The 17,439-nt window shown below is 75.7% G+C and carries 15 protein-coding genes and 1 pseudogene; 10 read left to right on the top strand and 6 right to left on the bottom strand.

The features are described from left to right. The 3 genes from cobN to cobT all read left to right on the top strand — a co-directional run. The coding region (gene cobN / locus Q1K26_RS27260; protein WP_300019218.1) for a cobaltochelatase subunit CobN at positions 1 to 2,391 on the top strand (2,391 nt) is incomplete at its 5' end. Positions 2,392 to 2,405: 14 nt separating this feature from the next. Continuing rightward, the gene (gene cobI / locus Q1K26_RS27255; protein ID WP_300019195.1) at positions 2,406 to 3,122 is read left to right on the top strand and encodes a precorrin-2 C(20)-methyltransferase; all 717 of its coding nucleotides are present in this window, start codon (positions 2,406 to 2,408) and stop codon (positions 3,120 to 3,122) included. Between the two features lie 86 nt (positions 3,123 to 3,208). Continuing rightward, on the top strand, positions 3,209 to 4,297 hold the full coding sequence (gene cobT, locus Q1K26_RS27250) for a nicotinate-nucleotide--dimethylbenzimidazole phosphoribosyltransferase (protein ID WP_300019193.1): 1,089 nt from the start codon (positions 3,209 to 3,211) through the stop codon (positions 4,295 to 4,297). 432 nt (positions 4,298 to 4,729) lie between these two features. Here the strand turns inward: cobT and Q1K26_RS27245 are convergent, their stop codons facing one another. From Q1K26_RS27245 to Q1K26_RS27235, 3 genes are all read right to left on the bottom strand, one after another. After that, positions 4,730 to 6,070 carry a DNA polymerase IV gene (locus Q1K26_RS27245; RefSeq protein ID WP_300019191.1) on the bottom strand — a complete coding sequence of 447 codons (1,341 nt, stop codon included), beginning with the start codon at positions 6,068 to 6,070 and terminating at the stop codon, positions 4,730 to 4,732. A gap of 28 nt (positions 6,071 to 6,098) precedes the next feature. Continuing rightward, on the bottom strand, positions 6,099 to 6,761 hold the full coding sequence (locus Q1K26_RS27240) for a 4'-phosphopantetheinyl transferase superfamily protein (protein WP_300019189.1): 663 nt from the start codon (positions 6,759 to 6,761) through the stop codon (positions 6,099 to 6,101). 214 nt (positions 6,762 to 6,975) lie between these two features. After that, positions 6,976 to 7,137, bottom strand: a complete 162-nt coding sequence (locus Q1K26_RS27235; RefSeq protein WP_300019187.1) for a hypothetical protein — start codon at positions 7,135 to 7,137, stop codon at positions 6,976 to 6,978. 286 nt (positions 7,138 to 7,423) lie between these two features. Between Q1K26_RS27235 and Q1K26_RS27230 the strand changes: the two genes are divergently transcribed. Genes Q1K26_RS27230 through Q1K26_RS27220 form a run of 3 tightly spaced genes read left to right on the top strand, consistent with a single transcriptional unit; the run spans position 7,424 to position 10,909 of the window. Next, positions 7,424 to 8,521: an FAD-dependent oxidoreductase gene (locus Q1K26_RS27230; protein WP_300019185.1), complete on the top strand. Its 1,098-nt coding sequence runs from the start codon at positions 7,424 to 7,426 to the stop codon at positions 8,519 to 8,521. A gap of 30 nt (positions 8,522 to 8,551) precedes the next feature. Beyond that, on the top strand, positions 8,552 to 9,766 hold the full coding sequence (locus Q1K26_RS27225) for a cytochrome P450 (protein ID WP_300019183.1): 1,215 nt from the start codon (positions 8,552 to 8,554) through the stop codon (positions 9,764 to 9,766). A gap of 36 nt (positions 9,767 to 9,802) precedes the next feature. Continuing rightward, complete coding sequence (locus Q1K26_RS27220) at positions 9,803 to 10,909, top strand: lyase family protein (protein ID WP_300019181.1); 1,107 nt, start codon at positions 9,803 to 9,805, stop codon at positions 10,907 to 10,909. Between the two features lie 66 nt (positions 10,910 to 10,975). On the opposite strand, the gene lipA is transcribed toward Q1K26_RS27220, so the two are convergent. Next, positions 10,976 to 11,992: a lipoyl synthase gene (gene lipA, locus Q1K26_RS27215; protein WP_300019179.1), complete on the bottom strand. Its 1,017-nt coding sequence runs from the start codon at positions 11,990 to 11,992 to the stop codon at positions 10,976 to 10,978. Between the two features lie 171 nt (positions 11,993 to 12,163). Here lipA and Q1K26_RS27210 point away from each other — a divergent pair, with 171 nt between their 5' ends. Together Q1K26_RS27210 and Q1K26_RS27205 are read left to right on the top strand one after the other, a co-directional pair. Then, entirely contained in the window at positions 12,164 to 12,799 is a 636-nt protein-coding gene (locus Q1K26_RS27210; protein WP_300019177.1) for a TetR/AcrR family transcriptional regulator, read from the top strand. A gap of 10 nt (positions 12,800 to 12,809) precedes the next feature. Continuing rightward, positions 12,810 to 13,745, top strand: a complete 936-nt coding sequence (locus tag Q1K26_RS27205) for an LLM class F420-dependent oxidoreductase (protein ID WP_300019175.1) — start codon at positions 12,810 to 12,812, stop codon at positions 13,743 to 13,745. A 58-nt stretch (positions 13,746 to 13,803) separates the two neighbouring features. On the opposite strand, the gene lipB is transcribed toward Q1K26_RS27205, so the two are convergent. Together lipB and Q1K26_RS27195 are read right to left on the bottom strand one after the other, a co-directional pair. Beyond that, complete coding sequence (lipB, locus tag Q1K26_RS27200; protein ID WP_300019220.1) at positions 13,804 to 14,430, bottom strand: lipoyl(octanoyl) transferase LipB; 627 nt, start codon at positions 14,428 to 14,430, stop codon at positions 13,804 to 13,806. Positions 14,431 to 14,580: 150 nt separating this feature from the next. Next, positions 14,581 to 15,465, bottom strand: a complete 885-nt coding sequence (locus Q1K26_RS27195; RefSeq protein ID WP_300019173.1) for a TIGR01777 family oxidoreductase — start codon at positions 15,463 to 15,465, stop codon at positions 14,581 to 14,583. Positions 15,466 to 15,563: 98 nt separating this feature from the next. On the opposite strand from Q1K26_RS27195, the gene Q1K26_RS27190 reads away from it, so the two are divergent. Both Q1K26_RS27190 and Q1K26_RS27185 read left to right on the top strand, forming a co-directional pair. Beyond that, the gene (locus Q1K26_RS27190) at positions 15,564 to 16,604 is read left to right on the top strand and encodes an o-succinylbenzoate synthase (protein ID WP_300019171.1); all 1,041 of its coding nucleotides are present in this window, start codon (positions 15,564 to 15,566) and stop codon (positions 16,602 to 16,604) included. Between the two features lie 91 nt (positions 16,605 to 16,695). Next, positions 16,696 to 17,439: pseudogene (locus tag Q1K26_RS27185) on the top strand (hypothetical protein); the annotation flags it as partial.

Genomic DNA, 17,439 nt, shown 5'->3' with positions numbered 1-17,439 from the left:
ATCCTGATCCAGCCGCCCCGCGGCTTCGGCGAGAACCCCGTCGCGATCTACCACGATCCCGACATGGCGCCCTCGCACCACTACCTGGCCGCGTACCGCTGGCTGCGCGGTTCGGTCGCCTCGGGCGGTTTCGGTGCGCACGCCGTGGTGCACCTGGGCAAGCACGGCTCGATGGAGTGGTTGCCGGGCAAGAACGCAGCGCTGTCGGCGTCCTGCGCCACCGACGCCGCGATCGCCGACCTGCCGCTGATCTACCCGTTCCTTGTCAACGACCCGGGTGAGGGTGCGCAGGCCAAGCGCCGCGCGCACGCCGTCGTCGTCGACCATCTCGTGCCGCCGATGGCCCGCGCCGAGTCCTACGGCGAGATGGCCAAGCTGGAGCAGCTCCTCGACGAGTACGCCACGGTGCAGGCGATGGACCCGGCGAAGCTCCCGGCGCTGCGGGCCCGGATCTGGGAGGTCGTGCAGGCCGCACAGCTGCACCACGACCTGCACGTCGACGCGCTGCCCGGGGAGCAGGACTTCGACGACTTCGTCCTGCACATCGACGGGTACCTCTGCGAGGTCAAGGACGTCCAGATCCGCGACGGCCTGCACGTCCTGGGCGGTGCGCCCGACGGCGAGGCGCAGGTCAACCTGGTGCTGGCGATCCTGCGGGCGAGCCAGGTCTGGGGCGGGAAGCGCACGCTCCCCGGCCTCCGCGCCGCACTGGCGACCTGGGCCGGCCTGGACGAGCAACACCTCCTGGCGACCCCCGGCGCGCCGGCCGGCGCGAGCATCCCCGAGTTGCAGTGGGGTGGCTCCACTGCAACCGGGTTGGAGCAGAGCCACCCCACTGCAACGGGCGCGGCGGCACCCGGGGTGGCACCCGGGCAGGACGGTGCGCGTGTCGCCCGGATGGCGCGCGTCGCTGCGGGGCCCTCGCGGACCGGGGCTGATCTCGTCGACGTGCTCGAGGGGGTCGCGCGGGTGCTGGTCACCGGGCTGCAGGAGCGCGGGTGGTCCGGCGCCGCCACCGTCGTCACCGAGGTGCTCGGCGAACCGGTGCCCGACGTCGTCGCCGTGCTGGAGTTCGGGTGCGAGGAGGTGGTGCCGCGGCTGGCCCGCACCACCGAGGAGATCGACGGCGTGCTGCGCGCCCTCGACGGCGGGTACGTGCCCGCGGGCCCGTCCGGCTCACCCACCCGCGGCCTGGTCAACGTGCTCCCCACCGGCCGCAACTTCTACTCCGTCGACCCCAAGGCGATCCCGTCGCGCAGCGCGTGGGAGATCGGGTCGATGCTGGCCGACTCGCTGATCGCGCGGCACGTGGCCGACACCGGCGAGTACCCGCGGTCGGTCGGCCTCACGGTGTGGGGCACGTCCGCCATGCGCACCCAGGGCGACGACCTCGCCGAGATCCTCGCCCTCATCGGCACCCGTCCGGTCTGGGACGATGCCTCGCGCCGCGTCACCGGGTTCGAGATCGTGCCCCGCGCCGAGCTGGGGCGCCCGCGCATCGACGTCACGGTGCGCATCTCCGGGTTCTTCCGCGACGCGTTCCCGCACGTCATCACGCTGCTCGACGACGCGTTCGGCGCCGTCGCCGAGCTGGACGAGCCGGACAACTACCTGCGCGAGCACGTCGAGACCGACGTCGCCACGCACGGCGACCGCCGCCGCGCCACCGCGCGCATCTTCGGCTCCAGGCCCGGCGCGTACGGGGCCGGGCTGCTCCCGCTGATCGACGCCCGCAACTGGCGCAGCGACGCCGACCTCGCCGAGGTCTACGCCGTCTGGGGCGGCTACGCCTACGGCCGCGGCCTCGACGGCCGGGAGGCGCGCGCGGACATGGAGTCCTCGTTCCGGCGCATCACGGTCGCCGCGAAGAACCAGGACACCCGCGAGCACGACATCGTCGACTCCGACGACTACTTCCAGTACCACGGCGGCATGGTCGCCACGGTGCGTGCGCTCACCGGGCGCACGCCCGCGGCCTACGTCGGCGACTCGGCCGTCACCGACGTCGTGAAGACCCGCACGCTGGCCGAGGAGACCAAGCGCGTGTTCCGGGCGCGCGTCGTGAACCCGAAGTGGATCACCGCGATGCAGCGCCACGGGTACAAGGGGGCCTTCGAACTCGCCGCCACCGTCGACTACCTGTTCGGCTACGACGCCACCGCGGGCGTCGTCGACGACTGGATGTACACCCAGCTCGCCGAGAGCTACGTGTTCGACGAGACCAACCGCGCGTTCATGGAGAAGTCGAACCCGTGGGCGCTGCGCGGGGTGACCGAGCGGCTGCTGGAGGCGGCCGAACGCGGCATGTGGGCCAAGCCCGACGACGCCGTGCTGGACCGGTTGAAGCAGACCTACCTCGAGCTCGAAGGCGACCTGGAGGGCCAGGAATGAACACCCTCGTGGGCGTGGGGGTGGGTCCCGGCGACCCGGACCTGGTCACGGTCAAGGCGGCCAACCTGCTCGCCAAGGCCGACGTCGTGTTCGTGCCCGTCGCCGACTCGGGCGAGACCGGCCGCGCCGAGCAGACCGTGCTGTTCTACGCCGAGGCGTGGCGGGTGCAGCGGGTGGTGTTCGCGCTGCACGACCGCGAGCACACCGCCCGCCGCGAGCAGGCGTGGGACGCCGCCGCCGCGCAGGTGGGGCGCTGGTTCGCCGAGCACCCCGGCGGCACGGCGGCGTTCGCCACCATCGGCGACCCCTGCGTCTACTCGACCTTCACCTACCTCGCCGCGAGCGTCCGCGACCTGCTGGGCGAGCTCGACGTGGCGCTGATCCCCGGTATCACCGCGATGCAGGACCTCGCCGCGCGCAGCGGCACCCCGCTCGTGGAGGGCCGCGAGGCGCTCGCCCTGTTCCCGATGACGGCCGGCGCGGACCGGTTCCGCGAGGCCCTGGAGCGCGGTGACGCGGTGGTGGCCTACAAGTTCGGCCGGATGCTGCCCGAGACCCTCGCCGTGCTGCGCGAGACCGGTCGCCTCGACGGCGCGGTGTACGGCGCGGGCCTCGGCCTGGCCGGAGAGGACATCCGCCCCGCGGGCGAGCTGGACCCCGACGCACCGGGCCCCTACCTGTCGACGCTGATCGTGCCCCCGGCCCGCACCGGTCGCGGCGGCGCGCTCTGACCCTCCCTCCCGCAACCAACGGCACGCCCGTCCACCGGGAGTGGACCGGAGTGCCGTTCGTCGCCCGTGACCCTCTGGAGTTGCCCGTGACCGACCTCCTCGCCCGCACCCTCGCCGGGATCGGGGCGCCGGACGCCGCCGCCCGCACCGCCGCCGCCGCCGACCGCCTCGACCGGATGACCACACCGCCGGGCTCGCTGGGGCGTGTGGAGGACCTGGCGGTCACGCTCGCCGGGATCGCCGGGACGTGCCCGCCGCCGTTGCCCGAGCCCGCCGTGGTCGCGGTGTTCGCCGCCGACCACGGCGTGCACGCGCAGGGCGTCTCGCCGTGGCCGCAGGAGGTGACAGCGCAGATGGTGGCCAACTTCGCGGCGGGCGGGGCGGCGGTCAACGCGTTCGCGCGGGCGGTGGGGGCGACGGTGCAGGTCGTCGACGTCGGGGTGGCGACGCCGCTGGCGGCCCTGCCCGGCGTGCTCCACCGCCGTGTCGCCGACGGCACCGCCGACCTCGCCACCGGCCCGGCGCTCACCCGGGCGCAGGCGCAGGCGGCGGTCGAGGTGGGGATCGCCACGGCCCACGAGCTCGTCGACGCCGGGCACCGCTGCCTGCTCACCGGCGACATGGGCATCGCCAACACCACCGCCGCGGCGCTGCTGATCTGCGCGTTCACCGGCGCCGACCCCGAGCGGGCCACCGGCCGCGGCACCGGCATCGACGACGCGACGCTCGCGCGCAAGACCGCCGTGGTGGCCGCCGCGCTGGCCCGGCACCGCCCGGACCCCGCCGATCCGATCGGCGTGCTCGCCGCGTTCGGCGGCCTGGAGCACGCCGCGATCGCCGGGTTCGTGCTCGGTGCCGCCCAGCGCCGGGTGCCGGTGCTGCTCGACGGCGTCAACGCCGGGGCGGGGGCACTCGGCGCCGCCGCGCTGAGCCGGGCGTCGGTGGCGTTCTGCGTGGCCGGGCACCGCTCCGCCGAGCCGGGCCACCGCCTCGCCCTGGGCCACCTGGGCCTGGACCCCCTGCTGGACCTGGGCATGCGCCTGGGCGAGGGCACCGGCGCGGTGCTCGCGCTCCCGCTGCTGGTGGCCGCGGTGCGGGCGCTGCACGACGTGGCGACCTTCGACGACGCCGGGGTCACCGACGCCGCGCACGCCGAGGGCCGGCCCGAGGTGTGACACGCCGCGGCCGGGCGTGGTCGGGCCGCGGCGTGATGTCGCCACCCGCCGGTCCGGCGTCGGCGCTCGCGCGGACCTGGAGTTCGCGCGGACCCGGAGTTCGCGCGGACCCGGTGCGACGCGCCCGTGCTCCTCGACGCCGCCGGCGGCGATGACGATCTGGCCCCGGCGCCCGCGCGGACCCGGTGCGACGGTGACGGCCTCCTGCGCCGCGCTGCTCCGCCGGTGCGCGGCGCAGGCCGCGAGCGGGGCGTCGCCGCACTCGACGCGCCGCCCGCCCACCCTGGCTGGACCGGCACGCAGGCAGGTGGCGCGGGCGTGGGCGCGATCGGTCGGCGATCCCGGACTCCCGGGCGCCGTGATGCCACGGCCCCCCGGGGACCCGTCGTCGGAGCAGCGCGGCAGGCGGCGTCGCCCGCCCCGGCCCGCCGCTCAGGTGAGGCTGCCGAGCGGGTCGGCCCGGCTCAGGTCGGGGTCGTCGATCGCGAAGGTGCGGGCACGGCCGGGCCCGGTGCTCCGGGTCTCGAACCGGACGGTCACCCGGCCGTGGCCCGCGCCCTGCACCCAGCCGTGACCGTGCTCGGGATGCGAGACGTCGTCACCGGGGCGCCACGGCCGGGCGGTCTCCGGGACCACCGCCTCGTCCGCCCGGTCGGGCGGGTGCACCACGGCGACCGGTTGGGCGACCGGTGGGGCGACCGGTGCGGCGAGCGGGGTGGGCTCGAACAGGGCGGGTGGCGAGTCGTCGCCGAGCCCGGCCAGCGACACCCCGATCAGCCGGACCCCGCCCTCGGGCACCGCCGCCCGCGCGAGACGCTGCGCCACCGCGGTGAGCGCGCCCAGGTCGGTGCTGGCCACCGGCGCGGTCTCGGACCGGGTGACGGTGGAGAAGTCGGCGCTGCGGATCTTGACGGTGACGGTGCGCGCGGAACGCCCGTCGGCGACGAGCCTGCGGTGCGCCGACTCGGCGATCCGCGCGATCGCGTCGTGCACGGCGCTCATCGCGGTGAGGTCGGTGTCGAAGGTGGTCTCCGCGCTGACCTGCTTCGCGGCCCCGCGCGGGGCGACCGGCCGCTCGTCGACGCCCCGGGCCAGGCGGTGCAGCTCGGTGCCGACGGCGGTGCCCAGCAGGCCGGTGAGCTCGCGCAGGTCGGTGGCCGCGAGGTGGCCGACGGTGCGGATGCCCAACCGGTGCAGGCCCGTCTCGGCCACCGGGCCGACCCCCCACAGCGCCCGCACCGGCAGCGGCCCGAGCACCGCCTGCTCCTCGCCGGACGCCACCACGCGCAGCCCGTCCGGCTTCGCCAGCTCGGAGGCGATCTTCGCGAGCTGCTTGCCCGATCCCGCGCCGACCGACGCCGGCAGCCCGGTGCGCGCCCGCACCGCGGCGCGCAGCTCCGCGCCGAACCGCTCGACCTCGGCCGCGGTGGCCCCGGCCAGCGCGGGCGGCTCCAGGAACGCCTCGTCGACCGACACCGGCTCCAGCACCGCGGACGCCTCCCCGAGCACGGCCATGACCTGCTCGGACAGCGCCTGGTAGAGCGCGAACCGTGGCGGCACCGTGACCGCGTGCGCGCACCGCCGCCGCGCCTGCCCCATCGGCATCGCCGACCGCGCCCCGAACACCCGGGCCTCGTAGCTGGCCCCGGCCACCACCGACCGTGGGCCGAGCCCCCCGACCAGCACCGGGCGCCCGGCCAGCGTGGGCCGGGTGAGCTGCTCCGCGGAGGCGAAGAACGCATCCATGTCCAGATGCAGGACCCAGCGCGTCACGGACCCATGATGACGGGCACCCCCGACATCATCGGGCGCGCAGCAGCGCGTCCCCGTCCGCCTCGACGACAGGGGGCGCCTCGGTGCCGAGCCCGGCGACCGCCGCGGGGTGCTCGGGCGCGGGGGAGAGCTCGCGCAGCCAGACGGGCCCGGGGCCGCCGGCCCAGTCGACGACGCCGTGCGTGTCGAGCGTGATACCCGACATCGGTGCGCTCAGCCCGTCACCGCTCGCCTTGAGCAGCGCCTCCTTGCGCGTCCACAGCCGGAAGAACGCGGCCTCGTCCGGCGCGGTCTCGCCCGGCGCGCAGGCGTGCGCCGCCATCGCGGCGAGGTCGGTGAGCGGGCGGGCCTGCTCGACGTCGAGCCCGACGGGCGCGTCGTGGACGGCGACGCCGACGAGGTCGCCGGCGTGGGTCAGTGAGAACGCGGGACCCCCGGCGGTCAGCCGCGGCTTGCCGTGTGGCTGGCCGCAGCGGCAGGTGCGGTCGAACACCAGCGCGGCGGGGGCGAGGTCGAGGAGCCCGGCCAGCGCGATCCGCACCAGGGCGTGTGCGGCGAGGAAGCGCGCGGCGTCGACCTCGCGGCGGAACCGGCCCAGACGCTCGCGCTCGTGCGCGTCGAGCAGTCCGACCAGCGCCGGGGCGCCCCCCGGGGCCACGGGCGCGGCCCACCACACCGTGCACGTCCCCACCCCGGCGATCCTAGTGCCCCGTCCCGATGCCGCCGCGGGTCGCGCGCCCGGCCGAGCTTCGCGCGCCCGGTGGGGTTTCGCGCGCCCGGTGGGGTTTCGCGCGCTGCCGGCCGCGCGCAGACGCCGGTTCGGCGCGCGAGACCGGTTCGGTGGGCCGGACGGGTCGGGCGCCGCCGGCCCCGTGGACGCGGGACCGGCAACGCCGGGGTACGGATCAACCCGTGCGGCGCACGGGGTTGACCCGGCGGCCCTGTGCGGGCCGCGCGGACACCGGCGCGCCGCGGTCGCGGGCGGGCGCCGGGTCGGCGGGCTTGTTCCCCCGCCGGGTGGCCCGGTTGGCGGGCGGCGAGTGGCCCGGTTTCTGTTGTTCACGCATGGGTGCCTCCTCGAGGCAGGGCGGGGCCGGCGCACGGACGGCGGGACCGGCCGGACGGGCGGGGGACGGCGGCGGGGACCCGACGGGTGCGACCGGCCGCGACCGCGCGGGGGCGTCTCAGAAGCGCATGGAGCGACCGTAGCCGCCCGGGCCTGCGAGCCGCCACGCAATTGCCGGTGCCGCCCGTCCCGCAGGCGGTTGCAGGAAGGCCACCTTCATGCAGCGAGGTTGCGGGAAGGTGGCCTTGCTGCAATCGGGATCCCGCTGCCGCGGCTAGCGTGGCGGCATGCGCTCCCCGGACGTCGTCGTCATTGGTGGTGGCATCGCGGGTGCGTCGGTGGCCTACGAGCTGGCCGCCGACCGCTCCGTCGTGCTGCTGGAGACCGAGCGCACGCCGGGCCACCACTCCACCGCCCGCTCGGCCGCCACCTACATACCCGGCCACGGGGTCGAGGCGGTGCGCGCGCTGATCGCGGCCAGCGACCCCCGGTTCGCCGCGCTGCCCGCCGAGCTCGGCACGCCGCCGCTGCTCGCGCCCCGCCCGGTGCTGTGGGTCGCCTGCGACGCCGAGGGCGAGCGGGCGCTGGCCGCGGTCCTCGCCGAGCGGGCCGGGGAGCCCGACGCGCCGGTGCCGCTCGACCCCGCCGACGCGCAGCGCCGCTGCCCGGCGCTCGCGCCCGGCCGGGTCCGGGCCGCCGGGCTGACCGCAGGCGCCGCGGACATCGACACCGACGCACTGCTGCAGGGCTACCTGCGGGGGCTGCGCGCGCGGGGCGGGCAGGTGCGCACGGGCGCGGCCGCCGCCGAGATCTCGCGCGACGGGGCCCGGTGGCGGGTGGGGGAGCTGTCCACCGGTGCGGTGGTCGACGCGGCGGGGGCGTGGGCCGACGAGGTCGCCGCACGCGCCGGGGTGCCCCGGATCGGGCTGACCCCGCTGCGGCGCACCATCGCCGTCGCCCGGGTGCCCGACCCGCGGCGGCTGCGGGTCCCCGGTGACGCCCGCCCGCCGATGGTGATCGAGGCGGCGGAGCGCTTCTACTTCAAGGCCGAGAGCGACGACCTGCTCGTCTCCCGCGCCGACGAGACCCCCGTGCCGCCCGGCGACGCCCGCCCCGACGACGCCGACGTGGCGCTGGCGCTGGAGCGGGTGGAGGCCGTCACCGCGCTGGGGCTGCGGTCGGTGCGCACGAGCTGGGCGGGGCTGCGGTCGTTCGTGGCGGACCGCGCGCCGGTGGTCGGGGCCTGGCCCGCGCACCCGGGGTTCTTCTTCGTGGCCGGTCAGGGCGGGTCGGGCATCGAGTCGGCGCCGGCGCTCGCGGTGCTGGCCGCCGACGTCGTGCGGGGCGCGGTTCCACCGCCCGCGCTGGCCCCGGAACGCCTGTAAGCTTCTGCTTACATCAGCGAGAGGAGCACCGTGTCCGCCACCACCGTGGAGCTGTTCGAGGGTGCGTTCTGGAACGACCCCTACCCCGCCTACGCGGACCTGCGCGCCGACAACCCCGTCTGCCGGGTCGAGACGCCCGGCGGCCCGGTGTGGACGATCTTCCGGTACGCGGACGTCCGCGCCGCACTCGCCGACCCGCGGCTGAGCAAGGACTGGCGCTACACGCTGCCCCCCGAGGCACGGGCCGAGCACGCCGCCACCCCGATCCCGATGATGATCCTGATGGACCCGCCGGAGCACACCCGGCTGCGCAAGCTCGTCTCGCGCACGTTCACCGTGCGGCGGATGGAGGAGCTGCGCCCGCGCGTCGCCGAGTTCGCGGCGCAGCTGCTCGACGACCTGCCCGCTACCGGCGAGGTCGACCTGATGGCGAGCTACGCGTTCCCGCTGCCGGTGTTCGTGATCTGCGAGCTGCTCGGCGTGCCGGCGCGGGACCGCGACGACTTCGCGGCCTGGTCGAACGTGATGGTCGACGACTCCACGCAGGACGAGGCGATGGCCGCGTCGGCGAAGCTGCACGGCTACCTGTCCGAGCTGATCGAGGCCAAGCGCGCCGACCCCGACGACGCGCTGATCAGCGGGCTGATCGAGGTGGCCGACGAGGGCGACCGGCTCTCCTCCGACGAGCTCGTCGCGATGGCGATGCTGCTGCTGATCGCGGGGCACGAGACCACCGTCAACCTCATCGGCAACGGCGTGCTCGCCCTGCTCACCCACCCCCGGCAGCGCGCGCTGCTGCGCGAGCGGCCCGAGCTGATCGGGTCGGCGGTCGAGGAGTTCCTGCGCTGGGACTCGCCCGTGCACACCGCGCCGCTGCGGTTCACCGCCCAGGACGTCGAGTACTCGGGTGTGACGATCCCCGCGGGCGCGATGGTGCAGCTGTCGCTGGCTTCGGCCAACCGCGACACCCGCTTCGAGGACGCCGCCGAGCTCACGATCGACCGCGACGCCGGTGGGCACACCGCGTTCGGCCACGGCCTGCACCACTGCCTGGGCGCGCAGCTGGCCCGCATCGAGGCCCAGGAGGCGATCGGCCTGCTCCTGGCGCGCCGCCCCGACCTGGCGCTGGCCGTTCCGGTCGAGGACCTGCTCTACCGCCGCAGCACGCTCGTGCGCGGCCTGCGCACCCTCCCGGTGGACCTGGGCCCGGCAGCCCGACCGACGAGTGGGACCCCCGTCCGATAGGTTCGCACGGAAGTCCCACTCGTCGGGAGGACCGGGTTGCGCGGCGCGTTGTTCGACCCGCTGTTCGGGGCCTCCGGTGTCGCGTCCCGGCTCGACGACGCCGCATGGGTGGCCGCGCTGCTGGCCGTGGAGGTCGCGCTGGCGCAGTCCGCCGCCGCCCACGGGGTGATCCCGGCCACCCATGCCGCCGCGATCGCGGCCGCGTCGCCCGACCTGGACCCTGCCGCGTTGGGGCTCGCCTCGGTGGAGGGCGGCAACCCGGTGATCCCGCTGGTCCGGGCGTTGCGGGCGGCCGTCGGGCCGCAGGTGGCGCCCTCGGTGCACCCGGGCGCCACCAGTCAGGACGTCATGGACACCGCCGCCGCCCTGCTCACCGGCTGGGCGGGGGAGGTCGTGCTGGACGACCTGCGCGGCGCCGCGGACGCCGCCGCCGCGCTGGCCGCCGCCCACCGCGACACCCCGATGATCGCGCGCACGCTCGGGCAGCACGCGCTGCCGACCACGTTCGGGCTGGTCGCGGCCGGCTGGTGCGCGGGCCTGGACCGCGCGCGCACCCGGCTGGCCGCCCTGCTCGCCGCGCAGCCCGTGCAGGTCGGCGGGCCGGCGGGAACGCTCGACGGGCTCCCGGCGGCCGTCGTCACCGACCTGGCCGGACGGCTCGGGCTCGCCGACCCCGGCGTTCCCTGGCACGCCGAGCGCAGCCGCATCGGCGAGCTGGCCGCGGCGCTGGGCGTGGCCGCCGGAACCTGCGCGAAGCCCGCCACCGACGTCGTCGCGCTGGCCGGGGTGGGCGAGGTGTCCGAGGCGGCCCCGGGCGACTCGTCGTCGATGCCGCACAAGCGCAACCCCATCGCCGCCGTCACCGCCCGCGGCGCCGCCCGCCGGGCGCCAGGGCTCGTCGCGGTCCTGCTGGCCGCGATGGACGGCGAGCACCAGCGCGCGGCCGGGGCGTGGCACGCGGAGTGGGAGACCCGGGCCGACCTGCTGCGGGCCACCGGCGGGGCCGGGGCCAGGCTGCGGGTGTGTCTGACCGGGTTGCAGGTGCACCCGGACCGGATGGCGGAGCCGCTCGGGGCATCGGCGGGCGTGGGCCGGGCCCCCGAACTGGTCGACCGCACCCTCGCCGCCCGCCCACCCCGCTGACCGGACCGCGGCCCTCGACGGCCCGACGCGACGTCGTGGCTCCGGGGTGCGGCGTGCGGGGTGCGGCTACGAGCGGGCGAGGAGGGTGCGGGCCTCCTGCGCGGCCGCTCCCTCCGTGGCCAGGTGGGCCAGGGCGGGTGAGAGCTCCTCCCCGCGGTGCGCGACGGTCTGGGCGTAGAGCCGGCCCGCCCGGTACGACGAGCGCACCAGCGGCCCGGCCATCACGCCGGCGAATCCCATCGCCTCGGCGGTGTCGGAGTGCGCCACGAACTCCTCGGGCTTGACCCACCGCTCCACCGGGTGGTGCCGGGCCGAGGGCCGCAGGTACTGGGTGATCGTGATGATCTCGCAGCCCGCGTCGTGCAGGTCCCGCAGCGCGCCGGTGACCTCGTCGGGCGTCTCGCCCATGCCCAGGATGAGGTTGGACTTGGTGACCAGCCCGGCCGCGCGCGCCTTCGTGATCACCTCCAGCGACCGCTCGTAGCGGAACGCCGGGCGGATCCGCTTGAAGATCCGCGGCACCGTCTCCAGGTTGTGTGCCAGCACCTCGGGCCGGCCGTCGAACACCTCGGCGAGCTGAGCGGGTTCGGCGTTGAAGTCCGGGATGAGCAGCTCGACGCCGGTGCCGGGGTTCAGCGTATGGATCTGGCGGACCGTCTCGGCGTAGAGCCAGGCGCCGCCGTCGGGCAGGTCGTCGCGGGCCACCCCGGTCACCGTGGAATACCGCAGGCCCATGGTGCGGACCGACTCGGCCACCCGGCGGGGCTCGTCGCGGTCGAGCTCGGCCGGCCTGCCGGTGTCGATCTGGCAGAAGTCACAACGGCGGGTGCACTGCTCGCCGCCGATGAGGAAGGTGGCCTCCCGGTCCTCCCAGCATTCGTAGATGTTGGGACAACCGGCCTCTTCGCACACCGTGTGCAGGCCCTCGCGCCGGACCAGGTTCTTGAGCTGGGTGAACTCCGGCCCCATCCGGGCCCGGGTACGGATCCAGGGCGGCTTGGACTCGATCGGCGTCTCGGCGTTGCGGACCTCGAGCCGCAGCAGCTTGCGCCCCTCCGGATCGACCCGCGCGGAATTGGCCACGGACCCACCCTACGCGGCCACCGCCGCCCGGCCCGGCCGTCGCACCGCCGGGTCGGCCGTCGCACCGCCGGGTCGGCCGTCGCACCGCCGGGTCGGCCGTCGCACCGCCATACCGGGCACACACGAGCGTACTCACAGTACGTACCAATGGTAGGTAATATCATGCGCGTCATGTCGACCACGAGGCCCCGGCGCTCCCGGCGCGAGGAGTACTCCGACAGCACCCGCGCGGCGCTGGTGGCCAGCGCGCTGGAACTGTTCGCCGGCAGCGGATACGCCGAGACCTCGTTGGACGCCGTCGCCTCGGCCGCCCGGGTCACCAAGGGGGCGCTGTACCACCACTTCCCGGGCGGGAAGAAGGCGCTGTTCACCGCCGCGTTCAACCAGATCGAGGACGAGGTGCACGAGCGGCTGCTCCGCCAGCAGCTGGCGCAGGCCGAGAGCACGCCGTGGGATGCCTCGCGGTCCAGCCTGCGGATGTTCCTGGACATCTGCCTGGAACCCGCCTACCGGCGGATCGTGTGGCAGGAGGGCCCGCACGTGCTCGGGTTCGCCGCGTGGTGGGAGTGCGAGGAGCGGCACGCGCTCGGGCTGATCCGGGCGATGCTGCAGCGGCTGATGGACAGCCGCGACATCGAGCGGCTGCCGCTGGAGCCACTGGCCCGCACCATCTCGGGTGCGCTGGCCGGGGCGGCCACCGCAATCGGCCTGGCCGCCGATCCCGAGCAGGTCCGCGCCGACTTCGAGCAGGTTGTCGCCCGGCTGATGTACGGGCTGCGGCCGGCCGAGACGCGGCCCGGGGACTAACGTCCACGGGGTGGACTTCAGGATCTTCACCGAGCCCCAGCAGGGCGCCAGCTACCAGGATCTGCTCCGGGTAGCCCGTTGCGCCGAGGATTCGGGCTACGACGCGTTCTTCCGCTCCGACCATTACCTCAAGATGGGCAAGGTCTCCGGCGAACCCGGACCGACCGACGCCTGGCTGACGCTGGCCGGGCTGGCCGTGCAGACCAGCACGATCCGTCTGGGCACCCTGATGAGCCCGGCCACCTTCCGGCTGCCCGGGCCGCTCGCGATCAGCGTCGCGCAGGTGGACCAGATGTCCGGCGGTCGGGTCGAGCTGGGCATCGGCAGCGGCTGGTACGCCGACGAGCACACCGCATACGGCATCCCGTTCCCGCCGCTGGGGGAACGGTTCGACCGGTACGCCGAGCAGGTCGAGATCATCAGCGGGTTGTGGGCCACGCTGCCCGGGGACCGCTACGAGTTCGCCGGCCGGCACTACACGCTGACCGGCTGCCCGGCGCTGCCCAAACCGGTGCAGCAGCCGCACCCGCCGCTGCTGATCGGCGGGATGGGCGCCCGCCGCACGCCGGCGCTCGCCGCCCGGTACGCCGACGAGTTCAACGTGCCGTTCGCCGGGATCGACGCGGCGGCCGAGCAGTTCGACCGGGTGGCCGCCGCCTGCCGGGAGATCGGCCGGGACGCCGCCGAGATCCGCCGGTCGGCCGCCCTCACGGTAGGGGTGGCCCGCGACGACAACGGCATCGCGGCCCGCGCGCTGGCGGCCGGCCGCTCGGTGGACGACCTGCGGGCCAACGGCCTGGCCGGCACTCCGGCGGAGGCCGTGGACCGGTTGGGGCGGTGGCGGGAGCGCACCGGGATCAGTCGGATCTACCTGCAACTGCTCGACCTGGGCGACCTGGACCAGATCGAGCTGATCGCCGCCGAGGTCATGCCCCAGCTGAACTGAGCCCGGCCACACGCGCACCGCTCGGCCGGCCGACCGGCAGCCTTGGTCGTGCATTCAGTCAGGCCCACGGGAGCGAGCCGTCCAGTGCCTGACAGACCGCGTCGGCCACCGGCTCGGTGAGCTCGGCGACCGGCACGGGACGGCCCAGCTCCGCGCTCAGCGAGGTCACCCCGGCGTCGGCGATCCCGCACGGCACGATCGGTGCGAACGCGGCCAGGTCCGGCTCGCAGTTCAGCGCGAACCCGTGCAGGGTGACCCGGCGCTGCACCCGCACCCCGATCGCGGCGACCTTGCGCTCCGGACCCCGGTCGTCGGCCGGCAGCCACACCCCGGTGCGGCCGGCCACCCGACCGCCGACCAGCCCGAACCCGGCGCATACGGTGATCAGCGCCGCCTCCAGCCGCCGGACGTAGTCCAGCACGTCGATCGGATCGGCCAACCGCACGATCGGGTAACCGACCAGCTGCCCCGGACCGTGCCAGGTGATCTTGCCGCCCCGGTCGACGTCGATCACCGGGGTGCCGTCCAGCGGGCGCTCGTGCGGGCGGGTCCGACGCCCGGCGGTGTAGACCGACGGGTGCTCCAGGAGCATCAACACGTCCGGGCCGGTGTCGGCGGCGGCCGTGGCGGCGAGCTCACGCTGCCGTGCCCAAGCCTGCCGGTAGTCGACCGTGCCCAGCTGCATCCGTTCGACCGGACCGGAGCGGGCGCGGCAGGACGGCGCGGCCCACGCGGGATCCGTGGGCGCGGCGCCGGTGACGGTTGTGGGGGCGGTCGAGCCGTTCACCCCTCGCACGGTACGCCGGTCGGCGCCGCGCGCGCCGTTACCCGAGGGTTAGGCCGCAGCGAGCAGGGCGTCGCTGACCGTGGGGTGGCGGAACGTGTAGCCGGCGGCGGTCAGCACCGCGGGGACCGCCCTCGGACCGGTCAGCACCAGCTCCTCGGCGGCGTCGGCCCCCAGGACCAGCTTCAGCGCGGCGCCGGGCACCGGGAACGGGGTCGGCCGGTGCAACGTCTGGCCGAGAGCGGCGGTGAACTCGCCGTTCGTCACCGGGTTCGGGCCGACCAGATTCACCGGTCCGCTCACCCGATGGTTCTCCACCAGGAACGCGATCGCGCCCACCTGGTCGTCGAGTGAGATCCACGGGAAGAACTGCCGACCGCTGCCGATCCGCCCGCCCAGCGCCAACCCGAACAACGGCTTGAGCTTGCCCAGTACGCCCCCGGAGCGGGACAGCACCGGCCCGGTACGGAGCAGCACCACCCGGGTGCTCGCCGTGGCGGCCGCCGTCGCGGCCTCCCAGTCCCGGCACACCTCGGCCAGGAACCCGGCCCCGGACGGCGCCGTCTCGTCCACCTCGCGGTCGCCGGTGTCGCCGTAGTAGTTCACCCCGGACGCGTTGACCAGGGTGGCGACCCCGTGCGCTGCCGCGGCCGCGGCGAGCACCTCGGTGGGCTCGACCCGGCTGTCCTTGATCAGTTGCTTGCGGGCACCGCTCCAGCGCCGGTCCCCGATGCCGACCCCGCACAGGTTCACGATGGCGTCCACCCCGTCCAGCGCGCCGTCCTGCAGCTGGCCGGCCGGCGGGTCCCAGCCCCGCTCGTCCGGAGCACGGGGCGCCCGGCGCACCAGCCGGAGCACCTCGTGGCCGCCGTGCCGCAGGTGGGGCACCAGGCTGGTGCCGATGAGCCCGGAGGAGCCGGCGATCAGGACGCGCATTGCACGATCGTCGCCTACCCGCCGGGCGCGCGCGACCCGAAGCCCCGGCGCAGCACAGCGGGAATCGGGGAGCCGCCGGGGGCTAGCCTGACTCCTCGATGGAGCCCCACTCGCCCCGAGCCACCGATCTCGGCGCCGTCGATCTCGGCGCCGCGCGGGTGTACGCGATCCCGATGCGCACCCGTTTCCGCGGCATCACCGTGCGCGAGGGCCTGGTACTGCCCGGGCCGGCGGGGTGGGGAGAGTTCTGTCCGTTCCCCGAGTACGACGACGCCGAGTCGGTCGGCTGGCTGGCCACCGCGGTGGAGCAGGCGAACGGCGGCTGGCCGGCGCCGCTGCGTGAGCGGGTCGCGGTGAACGTCACCGTGCCTGCGGTCGACCCCGAACGCGCGCACCAGATCGTGCTCGACTCGCGCTGCGGCACCGCGAAGGTGAAAGTCGCCGACCATCCGGGCAGCCGCGTCGAGGACCTGGACCGGGTGGCGGCGGTCCGCGCCGCGTTGGGGCCGGCCGGCGCGTTGCGGGTGGACGTCAACGGGCGCTGGGACGTGCCGACCGCCCTGGCCAGGCTGCCGGAGCTGCACGCGGCGGCCGGCGGGCTGCAGTACGTCGAGCAGCCCTGCGCGTCGGTCGCCGAGCTTGCCGAGATCCGCCGGCTGCAGCCGGTACCGGTCGCCGCTGACGAGTCGATCCGGCGTGCGTCCGACCCGGCGCGAGTGGCACTGGCCGGCGCGGCGGACGTGGCGGTGCTCAAGTGCGCCCCGCTCGGCGGGGTACGGACCGCGCTGCGGGTGGCCGCCGCCGCCGGACTGCCGTGCGTGGTCTCCTCGGCGCTGGAGACCGGGGTCGGGCTGGCCGCGCAACTCGCGCTGGCCGGCGCCCTTCCCGAGTTGGAGCTGGCCTGCGGGCTGGGCACCGGGTCGCTGCTGGCCGGCGACCTGCTGGCGGACCCGCCGCGGCCGGTCGACGGTCACCTGAGCGTGCCGCGCCGGCCGCCGACGCCGGACCCGGCCCTGCTCGAGCGCTTCGCCCAGCCCGACCCGGCCCGCACCCGGTGGTGGATCGAGCGGCTGGTCCGGGTCGCCGAGCTGGTGCGCCGGCTGCCGACGACCCCACCCGAGAGCCGTCCGACGGGGTGAGATCGTGCACACCACGGTCGGCGGGAGTTGCCGGCGGGTACCGTGAGGGCGACGAATCCGGTGATCACCGACCGTCGAGGAGACCGGTTTGATGCCACCCATCGACGATCACCGCAGGGCTGCATACCAGGGGTGGTCAGGGCCGGCGCCCGAGCGGCCGCCCGCCGACGACATCTGGCCGCCCCGGGTGATCGACCCCGCGCTGCTCGCCGGGTTGCCCGCTCCGGTGCAGGTGATGATCGCTACCGCCCTGCTCCCGCTGGAGGTCGCGCTCACCTCGGTGCGCATCCTGAAGAACACCGAGGAGCTGCTCGGCGAGCTGGTCTTCCACCTCAACGCGCTGCGGCCGGCGGTGGCCGGGGTGAGCCAGGCGTACGCCAACGGTCAGTTCGACCAGGTGTTCCGCACGATCGACCAGATCCAGCACGGCACCAGCGCATTCGCCCTGGTCTGGGCGCCGCTCTCGGCGGTGCGGGACCGGCTGGTCCCCAGCCCGCCCGTGTCGCAGATCCCGGCCCCACCGCCGCCGAGGCGCGCCCCGGGCTCCTACGCCTACCCGCCGCCGATGCCACCCCCGGTCGTGTCGGCGCCGCCGCCGAGCACCGTGGAGTGGCTCGGCCGGCTCGGCGGGCAGGTATGGGGGCACGCCGCGACGTTGCCGGGAGCGGGTCTGGTCGCCGCCCCTCTGCGGATGGTGGGCCAGGCGTTCGGCGAGCCCGGGCCGGGAGACACCGGGCCGGGACCCGACGACGTCGAGCTGCGGGCGGTCGCGCCGGTCTTCGTGGAGCAGGAGCCGGTCGTCGCCGACCGGCCCGGCTCGGGGTTGCCGGGGCCG

It is taken from the genome of Pseudonocardia sp. (genome assembly GCF_029263155.1).
Lineage (GTDB): Bacteria > Actinomycetota > Actinomycetes > Mycobacteriales > Pseudonocardiaceae > Pseudonocardia.
The sequence above is the reverse complement of the archived record's forward strand: the minus strand, read 5'-3'. Positions and strand labels throughout refer to the sequence as shown.

Coding starts and splice junctions, on each gene's coding strand:
- Q1K26_RS27235 (WP_300019187.1), bottom strand. CDS start 7,137: ATGCGTGAACAACAGAAACCGGGCCACTCGCCGCCCGCCAACCGGGCC.
- lipB (WP_300019220.1), bottom strand. CDS start 14,430: ATGCAGCTGGGCACGGTCGACTACCGGCAGGCTTGGGCACGGCAGCGT.
- Q1K26_RS27195 (WP_300019173.1), bottom strand. CDS start 15,465: ATGCGCGTCCTGATCGCCGGCTCCTCCGGGCTCATCGGCACCAGCCTG.
- Q1K26_RS27190 (WP_300019171.1), top strand. CDS start 15,564: ATGGAGCCCCACTCGCCCCGAGCCACCGATCTCGGCGCCGTCGATCTC.
- Q1K26_RS27230 (WP_300019185.1), top strand. CDS start 7,424: ATGCGCTCCCCGGACGTCGTCGTCATTGGTGGTGGCATCGCGGGTGCG.
- Q1K26_RS27210 (WP_300019177.1), top strand. CDS start 12,164: ATGTCGACCACGAGGCCCCGGCGCTCCCGGCGCGAGGAGTACTCCGAC.